The organism is Sulfitobacter sp. D7, from assembly GCF_003611275.1.
Lineage (GTDB): Bacteria > Pseudomonadota > Alphaproteobacteria > Rhodobacterales > Rhodobacteraceae > Sulfitobacter > Sulfitobacter profundi.
Genome location: NZ_CP020695.1, coordinates 183,651 through 193,276 on the forward strand (window position 1 = coordinate 183,651; position 9,626 = coordinate 193,276).

The 9,626-nt window shown below is 63.6% G+C and carries 12 protein-coding genes; 5 read left to right on the top strand and 7 right to left on the bottom strand.

What is annotated here, in order from left to right; translation table 11 throughout:
* Positions 1-97: 97 nt before the first annotated feature.
* From B5M07_RS17355 to B5M07_RS17370, 4 genes are all read right to left on the bottom strand, one after another.
* The gene (locus tag B5M07_RS17355; RefSeq protein ID WP_120352438.1) at positions 98-310 is read right to left on the bottom strand and encodes a twin-arginine translocation pathway signal protein; all 213 of its coding nucleotides are present in this window, start codon (positions 308-310) and stop codon (positions 98-100) included.
* A gap of 65 nt (positions 311-375) precedes the next feature.
* The gene (locus tag B5M07_RS17360; RefSeq protein ID WP_120352439.1) at positions 376-984 is read right to left on the bottom strand and encodes a TorD/DmsD family molecular chaperone; all 609 of its coding nucleotides are present in this window, start codon (positions 982-984) and stop codon (positions 376-378) included.
* Positions 981-1,628, bottom strand: a complete 648-nt coding sequence (locus B5M07_RS17365; protein ID WP_120352440.1) for a DUF3306 domain-containing protein — start codon at positions 1,626-1,628, stop codon at positions 981-983. The genes B5M07_RS17360 and B5M07_RS17365 overlap by 4 nt, the downstream gene beginning before the upstream one ends.
* Positions 1,625-2,164 carry a DUF3305 domain-containing protein gene (locus B5M07_RS17370; RefSeq protein WP_120352458.1) on the bottom strand — a complete coding sequence of 180 codons (540 nt, stop codon included), beginning with the start codon at positions 2,162-2,164 and terminating at the stop codon, positions 1,625-1,627. The genes B5M07_RS17365 and B5M07_RS17370 overlap by 4 nt, the downstream gene beginning before the upstream one ends.
* A 380-nt stretch (positions 2,165-2,544) precedes the next feature.
* Here B5M07_RS17370 and B5M07_RS17375 point away from each other — a divergent pair, with 380 nt between their 5' ends.
* The 5 genes from B5M07_RS17375 to B5M07_RS17395 are packed head-to-tail and all read left to right on the top strand — an operon-like array spanning position 2,545 to position 7,009.
* Positions 2,545-4,509 (top strand): 4Fe-4S binding protein, encoded by a 1,965-nt coding sequence (locus B5M07_RS17375; protein WP_120352441.1) that lies wholly within the window; start codon positions 2,545-2,547, stop codon positions 4,507-4,509.
* Between the two features lie 25 nt (positions 4,510-4,534).
* Positions 4,535-4,738, top strand: coding sequence for a DUF6494 family protein (locus B5M07_RS17380; protein ID WP_067628701.1), 204 nt, complete (start codon positions 4,535-4,537; stop codon positions 4,736-4,738).
* 5 nt (positions 4,739-4,743) lie between these two features.
* Positions 4,744-5,814 (top strand): Mrp/NBP35 family ATP-binding protein, encoded by a 1,071-nt coding sequence (locus B5M07_RS17385; RefSeq protein ID WP_120352442.1) that lies wholly within the window; start codon positions 4,744-4,746, stop codon positions 5,812-5,814.
* Positions 5,811-6,527 carry a biotin/lipoate--protein ligase family protein gene (locus B5M07_RS17390; RefSeq protein WP_120352443.1) on the top strand — a complete coding sequence of 239 codons (717 nt, stop codon included), beginning with the start codon at positions 5,811-5,813 and terminating at the stop codon, positions 6,525-6,527. The genes B5M07_RS17385 and B5M07_RS17390 overlap by 4 nt, the downstream gene beginning before the upstream one ends.
* Positions 6,524-7,009 carry a DUF6505 family protein gene (locus B5M07_RS17395; protein ID WP_067628709.1) on the top strand — a complete coding sequence of 162 codons (486 nt, stop codon included), beginning with the start codon at positions 6,524-6,526 and terminating at the stop codon, positions 7,007-7,009. Before B5M07_RS17390 ends, B5M07_RS17395 begins: the two co-directional genes overlap by 4 nt.
* 42 nt (positions 7,010-7,051) lie before the next feature.
* Here the strand turns inward: B5M07_RS17395 and B5M07_RS17400 are convergent, their stop codons facing one another.
* The 3 genes from B5M07_RS17400 to B5M07_RS17410 are packed head-to-tail and all read right to left on the bottom strand — an operon-like array spanning position 7,052 to position 9,275.
* Positions 7,052-7,864 carry a substrate-binding domain-containing protein gene (locus B5M07_RS17400; protein ID WP_120352444.1) on the bottom strand — a complete coding sequence of 271 codons (813 nt, stop codon included), beginning with the start codon at positions 7,862-7,864 and terminating at the stop codon, positions 7,052-7,054.
* Positions 7,861-8,571: an ATP-binding cassette domain-containing protein gene (locus tag B5M07_RS17405; RefSeq protein WP_120352445.1), complete on the bottom strand. Its 711-nt coding sequence runs from the start codon at positions 8,569-8,571 to the stop codon at positions 7,861-7,863. Before B5M07_RS17405 ends, B5M07_RS17400 begins: the two co-directional genes overlap by 4 nt.
* Positions 8,571-9,275: an ABC transporter permease gene (locus B5M07_RS17410; RefSeq protein WP_067628713.1), complete on the bottom strand. Its 705-nt coding sequence runs from the start codon at positions 9,273-9,275 to the stop codon at positions 8,571-8,573. The genes B5M07_RS17405 and B5M07_RS17410 overlap by 1 nt, the downstream gene beginning before the upstream one ends.
* Positions 9,276-9,626 lie beyond the last annotated feature (351 nt).

Genomic DNA, 9,626 nt, shown 5'->3' on the forward strand with positions numbered 1-9,626 from the left:
ACTCCCTATGCGCGGGCTGGTCCCCGCCTGAGGTGGCTATTGAACGGCGGGTGTTATCGCCTTGCCAAGTTTTCGGGGCCTCGCCCCGGTTATCTGATCAGAACCGCGCGGCGGCGTAATAGGCCCGCGTGTGTTCGGTGTCTTGGATGCGGTCCGACGACAGGTCGGGGGCTTTGGCCGCTTCGGCCTCGGTCCCTGTGGTGGCCACGGCAACGGCGGCCAAGGGGGCGGCGGAGCCCGCGAATTTCAGGAAGTCGCGCCGGTCCTTGCGAACGGGTGCGTCGGTGGTACCCTCTGGCTTGCGTGTCATCTTCTCTCTCCTGTTACGTCTCTTGTTCAGGGGCGCGTGGCCCCGCCTGTCTCATCGCGGTGGGTCTAGTCGTCTTTGCTGAGCCGGAAGGCTTCGGCTTCAATCTGCATGAAGGCACGGCCAATTTTGCCCACGGGGGCATAGAAGACCGAGTTTTTCGCGCCTTCGAGGTCGGCAAAGAAGTGCCCAGCCCAAGGGGCGATATGCCGGTTAAAGAATGTCTTTTGCTGCGCCAGCGTCGCGGGGGACGCAAAACGGCCGGCGATCATCGCGCCCATCATTTCCATCAGCGACGCGATGTTGTCTTCGGGCTCAAACACATTCGCCGCCCGCTCAAGCCCGCGTGCAACCATATCTTGGCGCAGGGCGGCCAGCGGTTTTTCATTGAGAAATCCGGTGAGGTAAAAGCTTGCATAGGGCAAAAGCTCGCCCCGACCCAGCCCGATGAAAAGCCGATTGAACTCACTCTCGGCGCCCGACGGTTTGGTTTTGGCGGCGAGTTTGGACAGTGATTTGAAGCCCTGCCCCAATTCGCTGTCATCACCCGACAGGCCCGCGCATTGATCCAACAAGATCTGATCCGGCGGCCCGGAAAGGATTAGCCCCATGAAGTTGTAAAGGTCCGCGCGCAGGCGGTCCTCTTCGGGCAGGGGCGTCGCGGCCAATTGGGTCATGCGCTGCTACCTTCCATGTCCTGCGCCAGATCGCTGGCAAATTGAAACCGCATCCGGCGGTGGGTCGGCGCGGGCTGCGCGACGTCTTCCTCGGCATGTTCTACAGGCGCGCTGTAGGTCGGCTGAGGCGCTGTTTGCGCCAGCGCCGTCTCTGTTCGGCGCGGGGCAGGCACGACCACATCATGGGTCGATGCAAGAACTGGCGCATCTTTCGCAACCGCTTCAGCCGCTCCCTCGGGAGCATCGGCCTCAGCCGTCAATATCTCCTCGACCTTCGAGACCATGCCGCGGCCCACTTGGTAGATCGTGTTGACCGGTTTGCCAGCCGTCGCCGCCGCTGTGTAATCGTCGTCGTAATCGTTCAACCCGTCAAGGCAGGCCAGCACCGGGTTGGTTTTCCAAAAGCTGCGCAGCGCGCGGGTCTTGAGCCGTTGGGGCAGTTGCGCCTTGAGAAAGGCACGCAACTGTTCGCCGCTCACCAGATCCTCGGGCGCGGGCAGATCGAACTCGGCCAGCAGGTCATCATCGCTGCGCTCGGCCAGCGCGGCTTCTTCAGCCTCTGCCACCTGCGCTGCGTGAACGCGCACTTCGGCTTCTGCCTCAGCCGCGACGGCGGCGCGGCGTTTCTGCCAAAAACCGCTCATGCCAGACGCTTTCGTTTCAGCGCGGGCGATGCATAGATGTCCGCAGGCTTTTCAATGCGCGGATCCCCGATCCCGTCTTGTTTAAGATCAGTGCGCAGACGATCCCGGCGGCGCTTGACGAAGGCTTCCTCTTGGTGGAACTCTTCGACGAACTCTTGCACCCATGCCAACAGACCCGGCGTCATCGCGACCTTTTCAACCACCTCTTCGGCGCTGTCGCAATAATCCTGCGCCTCATAGGGCGATGCTGTGACCAGCGCGAGTTTGAAGGGGCGGTCGGTTGCACCCGGAATGGGGCGCATCACAACATAGACACAAGGCACATCCGCGCCAAGGCCGTGGACATAGGCTTCGGTCTCGGCTCCGTGGAGGTCCAGCTTGAGCGTGGCGGCGTGGTACTCGACGATCTCGCCGTCGCGGCGCAGCTCGCGCCAATCGGCCTCCCCGGCACCGGGCAGCACGGCGGTCGCTTTCCAGCTCCACTTGGCCCAACGGGTCACCCCCGGCGAGCGCCGCAGTACAATGCCCAAGGGCATCGTCCGATACATTGTCGGGTTGTGAATCAAATTGCTCCTCCGTTTCAACGACCTTCGCCTCTAAGGCTGGTCCGGGGAAGCGCAAATCCGCGCCAAAGCCCGAAAAACCCGGCTTTCGAGACAAGATGGCCCATCGGCTTGGCCCGCCAATGGCGCCTCGGCCTAATTGTCTAACTTGAGTATTTCGCTCGGAAAATGAGGGAATCGCAAATTTCGAATCACTGCCCCCGCTGACCGCTGTTTCTGCCTGCTTCACCGCCTAGGAGCAGCACCGCCGCGCCGCGAATTTCGGTTGTAGGGGGTGGCAAATCCCGTCTAGCTTGGGGCCTCTGCCCTGCCCAGATGGGCTGCGGAATGTCGTGCGAGATAAGGGAAAATTCATGGCCAAGACATTGATAACATGCGATTGCGCAGGGTCGCAGCGTATCGATTCCGATGCACTGGCCGAGCGCAGCGGTTTGGCGGTCGCGCCCCCCTGTTCGGCCCTCTGCACCACCCAGATCGACCGGGCGGCCAAGGCCCTGACCGCCGGGGACGCAATTTTATGCTGCACCCAAGAAGAGCGGGTCTTTACCGAATTGGCCGAGGAATTGGGCCTGCCCCCTGCCCCCCTCTTGGACCTGCGCGACCGGGCCGGATGGTCGGATGACCCCCGTGACAAACTACCCAAAATGTCCGCCCTCGCAGCCGAGGCGCTTTTGGACGCCCCGGCAGAGAAAACCATCGATGTCGGGTCCGAAGGGCTTTGCCTGATCGTGGGGCGCGGCCCGGCAGCGCTGGAGGCGGCGGCACAGCTCAAGGACCACCTAAGCGTCACGCTGTTGATGGACGACGCGGTGACACAGGCCGAGGACAATCTGCCCGAGGTGCGCGATTTTGACCTCATTTCCGGCAAGCTGCGCCGTGCCAAGGGCGCGCTTGGACAGTTCGAAGTGGTGATTGATGCGCTGCGGCAGGTCGACCCGCGTGGCCGGGGACCGCTCAACTGGACCGCGCCGCGCGACGGCGCGCGCAGCCAATGTGACATCATCATCGACCTGCGCGGCGAGACGCCGCTGTTCCCGGCGCATGAAAAACGCGAAGGCTACCTGCGCGCCGATCCCGGCCACCCGCCTGCCGTGGCCGCCGCCGTGTTGGCTGCCTCGCATCTCACCGGCACATTTGAGCAGCCGCTCTATGTGCGGACCGAGCCGCTGCTCTGCGCCCATTCCCGCGCGGGGCAAACCGGCTGCACCAATTGTCTGGACCTTTGCCCCACTGGCGCAATCACGCCCGACGGCGATCATGTTGCGATCGACCCGATGATCTGCGCGGGCTGCGGTGCCTGTTCCTCGGCCTGCCCCTCGGGTGCGATCAGCTATGACGCACCGCCCGTCGATTTCACCATGCGCCGGGTGCAGACACTGGCGCGCGCCTATCTCGAAGCGGGCGGCGAAGCGCCGCGCCTCATGGTCCATGACGCCCATGGCGCCGAGATGATCCGCCTTGCCGCACGCCACGGGCGCGGGCTGCCTGCCGATGTGGTGCCGATGGAGCTCGATGCGCTCGCCGCCTTTGGCCATGCTGAGGCGCTGGCCGCGCTCGCCGCCGGGTTCGCCCATGTCTCGCTTCTGCTTGGCCCCAAGGCCGACCGCGACGCGATTGAGACGCAGACCGCGCTGGCCCGCGCCATTGCGGGGGAAGCGCGGATGTCGCTGATCGACACCCCCGACCCCGAGGCGCTGACCGACATTCTTTATGACGGCGAGGCCCCTGCCCCCGTCGCCCAGCCGGTGCGCCCGATGGGCAGCCGCCGCCAGATCGCGCGGCAGGCGGCGCGGGCGCTCAACCCCGAGGCCGAGGTGCTGGACCTGCCCGAGGGTGCGCCCTACGGTGCCGTTCTGGTCGACAAGGATGCCTGCACGCTGTGTCTTTCCTGCGTATCGCTCTGCCCTTCGGGCGCGCTTGGCGACAACCCGGACTTGCCGCAACTGCGCTTTCAGGAAGACGCCTGCCTGCAATGCGGGCTCTGCGCCAATGTCTGCCCCGAGGATGCCATCACCCTCGCGCCGCGCCTCGACCTGACCGAAGCCGCGCTGAGCCAGCGCGTGCTGAACGAGGAAGAGCCCTTTGCCTGCGTCGAATGCGGAAGCCTCTTTGGTGTGAAATCCACCGTGGAGAAAATCACCGACAAGCTGCGCAGCCATTCGATGTTTGCCGACGAGGCAAAACTGCGGATGATCCAGATGTGCGATGACTGCCGGATCAATGCGCAGTATCACAGCACCAACAACCCGATGACCGGCAACGAACGCCCGCGCCCTCGGACCACCGACGATTATCTCTCCAAACGGCGCGACCACTAGGCCGCCCACAGCACAGGAGCCACCCATGAGCGAAGACTTCAACATGTCGATGCGCAAGTTTCTCAAACAGGTCGGCGTGACCTCGCAGCAGGCCATCGAAAAGGCCATGCGCGACCATGACACCAGCGGCAAAGAGTTTGCGGTCAAGGCCGTGATCACCATCCCCGAACTGGGCCTTGAGCATGAGATCGACGGCACCATCGCCGGCGCGGACAAGGGCGAGGCATAAGCGACGTGACAGCCAGCAGGGAAGCGGTCTTGACCGCCTTGAAGACCGTGACCGATCCGGCCACGGGGACAGACATCGTGGCCAGCGGCGTGATGCGCGCGCTGAGTGTGGATGACGCGGGCGCGGTGCGTTTCGTGATGGAAATCCCGCCCGCCCAAGCCAAAGCCTATGAGGAGGCCAAGGCGCTGGCCGAAGCGGCGCTGGCGCAGGTCGAGGGGGTCTCGAAAGTCTCCATCGTGCTGACCGGCCACAGCGAGAAAGCCCCGCCGCCCGACCTCAAGCCACAGCGCAAAGCGGAGCCAACCGGCCCGCAGAGGATCCCCGGCGTTGACCGGATCATCGCCGTCGCCTCGGGGAAGGGCGGCGTCGGCAAATCCACCGTTTCCGCGAACCTCGCCTGTGCGCTGGCCGCCCAAGGCCGCCGGGTCGGGTTGCTGGACGCCGATGTCTACGGCCCCAGCCAGCCGCGCATGCTCGGCGTCTCTGGCCGCCCCGCCTCGCCCGATGGCAAGACCATCCTGCCGATGCGCAACCACGGCGTTACCATGATGTCGATTGGCCTGATGACCAACGAAGACCAAGCCGTGGTCTGGCGCGGGCCGATGCTGATGGGCGCGCTGCAGCAGATGATGACGCAGGTGCAATGGGGCGCGCTTGACGTGCTGATCGTGGACCTGCCGCCCGGCACCGGCGACGTGCAGATGACGCTGGCGCAAAAGGCCCATGTGGATGGGGCGGTTATCGTCTCTACACCGCAGGATGTGGCTCTGATCGACGCGCGTAAGGGCATCGATATGTTCAACCAGCTGAAGGTCCCGATCCTCGGCATGATCGAAAACATGTCGACGCATATTTGCACCAATTGCGGCCACGAAGAGCATGTGTTTGGCCACGGCGGTGTCGCCTCCGAAGCCGAGAAATGGGGCGTGCCCCTGCTCGCCGAAGTGCCGCTTGATCTTCAGATCCGTCTCGCCTCGGACGGCGGTGCGCCGATCACCGTCAGCCAGCCGGACAGCAAACAGGCCGCGGCCTTTCACGCCATCGCCAAGCAACTCGTGGACGCTGGCGCCGCATGAGCGAACCGCTGTCCTTCCCCCCGCTGATGTCGGGCGAGGCGGTCGCGGGCGAGGCGCTTGCCGCCGCCTGCGCCCGCGCGGCCGAGGGCTGCGATGCGGGTCTGATCACCTACCGGCTCGACGGGGCCGAGATGCAGGCGGCCTTGGTCTTTGCCCCCGAGGTGCCGCTGGCCCGCGCGGTGGCGATGCTGCCGCTCTGCGGGGTGGGCTTTCAAAACGCCCTCGGCGCGCTCTCGCCGCCCGAAGTCGCGGTGCAACTGGAATGGAACGGCGGCATCCGCGTGAACGGTGCGGCCTGCGGCGCGCTCCGGATGATGGCCTCGACAACCGATCCGGCGGCGGTGCCCGATTGGCTCGTCGTCGGTTTCACCCTGCCGCTCTACCCTGCGAACGACCCTGACATGGCGCAAACGGGTCTAAACCCGGATCAAACCGCGCTCTATGCCGAAGGCTGCGCCGAGGTGCAGCCCCCTGCCCTTGTCGAATCCTGGGCGCGGCACACGCTGCATTGGATCAACCGCTGGGAAGACCTCGGCCCTGCCAGCCTGCACGGCGAATGGCGCGGCTTGGCCTACGGGATCGACGAAGAGGTGACCGCGCAGGGCGCAAGCGGTACATTCATCGGTGTCGACGAGGACTTCGGCATGTTACTGCGCGCGGGAGAGGCGACCCGCCTGATCCCGCTCACCACCTTATTGGAGCCCGCACCATGACCCTCAAACTCGCCCGCGCGATCCATTTCGATGAGAGCGACCGCAACGTCTTCGCCTCACCCGCCCGCACAGGGGAATGGTGCATCTCTGGCGGATTCGAGTTTTCCGATTGGACCGAGGGCGACCTGACTGGCAAAGCCCGCCAAGCCTTCGCCAACGGCTGGCTCGGGCTCGAAACCTTTGGCCGCGTTACCTTTGTCGCCGTGACCCAGATCGAAGAAGCCGAGGTAGAGACCCTCGCCGCGCTCCTGGCGCAGCATTTCGTCACCTACTACGGTGCACCTTCGGTCGATGCCGCGCGTCCCGTAGCGAAAGAGGAGTTGGCCCAGATGATCGACCTCTGCGCCGATCACGCGCCCAACTGTCTGCTCACCGTGGCGCGCGAGTTGACCGACGCGGGCGTCCGTGAAAGCTTTCGCATGATCCAGCCGCAGGATGCAGGACTAGAGCAATTCGCGATCCACGGCGACCTGCCCGAGTGAACCATCCGCGCCGGTTTGGGCGCGGATGGTCTCTAACTCAGGTTATTCGGCACCTTCCGCGTTGAACACGAATAGTGTCTCACCATTGATCTTATAGTCGTTGATCAGCGCTTTCGCCCGGTCGGAGGTCAGCCAGTCTTCGAGCTTCAGAGCCAGATCATTTTTGACATGGCCGTGACGCTCGGGGTTCACCGGCAGATAGGCATATTGGTTAAACAGAACCGGATCGCCCGCATAGAGCAACGCCAGATCCCCCTTGTTGCCGAAGTTCAGCCAGCTTGCCCGGTCCGACATCACATAGGCAGGCATCCCCGAGGCGGTGTTGAGCGCCGCCCCCATGCCTGCCCCGACGGCGCTATACCAATCGCCGAACTCTGCCGGATCGACCCCCGCTTCGCCCCAGAGAGACAGTTCCTTCTTATGCGTGCCGCTGTCGTCCCCTCGGCTCACGAAATCAGACTCTTTGCCGGCGATTGCGCTCAATGCTTCGGTGGCCGCACCCGAGGATGCGATGCCCGCCGGATCGCTTGTTGGACCGATGAAGACGAAATCGTTGTACATGATTTCCGTTCGGTGGCTGCCGAACCCGGCGTCGACGAAAGCCTCCTCGGCTTTGCGCGAATGGACCAGGATCGCGTCCACGTCCCCGGATTCGCCTAGCTTGATCGCCTGGCCGGTCCCGACGACCAACAATTGCACATCGAGATCAAGATCCGCTGCGATCTGAGGCAAGAGAACATCCGCGAGACCGGAGTTATTGAACGATGTCGTCACCGCCATTTTCATCACGTCCGCGGCCTGCGCCGCACCGCTCATCGCCAGCGCGGAAATTGCGCCTACAATCCAATGTTTCATTCTACGATATCTCCTCTTAAAAATGCCTGCGCCTCTGGGGTCTCAGGTCGGTTGAAAAACATAGTCGCGGGACCGGCCTCATGCAGACGGCCCCCCAGAAGGAACAAGACATCGTCGGCCAAACGGCGGGCTTGACCGTGGTCATGTGTCGAAAGGATCAGCCGCGTGCCGGCAGATTTCGCCAATTGCAAAATCGCCTCGATCTCGCGGGTCGCACGGCCATCCAATGCGGCACAGGGCTCATCGAGAAACAGCAGCTTGGGCTTGCAGATCAGGGCGCGGGCGAGGGCCAGTTTCTGCTGCTCGCCACCCGATAGCACAGGGGCTGCGCGGCCCAAAAGCGGCTCTAACCCGACGCGCGCGGCCCATTCCTCCGCCGCCTGACGGGCCTCTGCCTTTGCGACACCACGCAGGCGCAACGGATAGACAAGGTTCTCCAAAACCGTGCGCCGGAGCATGACGGGCCGCTGGAAAACGAATGCCTGATGATGCCGCGCCTCTTCGGTCGTGCAGGCCCAGTCGATCCGCCCCGCAGAGAGCCGCGCGGTGCCATGCAGCAATTGCAACAGCGTGGTTTTGCCCGCGCCGTTCGGGCCGATAACGACCGTGGCGCCCTGCCCGTCTAGCGTCAGATCAATCGGTCCCACCAGCCGTTGCCCGCGTCTTCGGCTTTCGACCGCGCTGGCCTGCATCGGGAAAAGCTGCATCACCACCGGCCCTCCCGTTCGGTGCGGCCCAGCCAATGGATCGCGAGATTCACCGCCACGGCCAGCCCGATCAGTACGAAACCGAGGGCGAGCGCCAAGGCAAACTCTCCCTTCCCGGTCTCAAGCGCGATCGCGGTGGTCAACACCCGCGTCGCATGGTCGATATTGCCCCCGACGATCATGATCGCCCCCACCTCCCCAATCGCGCGGCCAAAACCTGCGAGCGCGGCAGTGAGGAGCGCACGGCGGGAATCCCAAAGCAGGGTCCGTATCTTTTGGCCCTGCGTGACATTCATCGAAATCAACAGATCATGATATTCCTGCCAAAGTTCGCGGATCGACTGATGCGCGATCGAGGCAATGAGCGGCACGATAATGATCACCTGCGCTATGATCATCGCCGTGGGGGTAAAAAGCAGCCCCAACACGCCAAGGGGCCCGGAGCGGGAAAGGACCACATAAACGATGAGCCCCACCACGACCGGCGGCAGCCCCATGAGCGCATTTAAAACCGCGATCACCAAGCGCCGTGCGCGAAACCGTTTTACGGCGACCAATGCCGCGAGGGGGAGGGCAATCAGGCAGGCAACGACCAAGGCGGAGACGGTCACCTGCAATGACCGACCGGCGATCTCAACCAACTCGGGATCAAGCGTGAAGACAAGCCAAAAGGCCTGCGTCAGTCCGCTCCAAATATCGACCATCCCGCAGTGGCCTCCCCCGACTTGGGGCCCAAAGCCCCCTTTTCCCGCACAGTGTCAGGACTGACCTGCCGACGCCAGAGCCACCGGGACCGAAATTGCCGGAAGAGACAGACTGGCTTGAAACTCACCGTGATCTCGGCCGCGCAAGGTCAGGATGACCCTTCCCATGATTCTCGCAAATCGGGTATGTGGCTCTAACTACGGCAAAACCGCGAAATGCTGGCCATCCAGCTCATGATGAGCTCATTCTCATTTCCAAGGATAGTTTTAACAAATAATTACAGACCCTTAGACGTAAAAGCCCGGACTATCTTTGATCGTAGCTCCGACTATCGATGCCGTCTTTCCCTC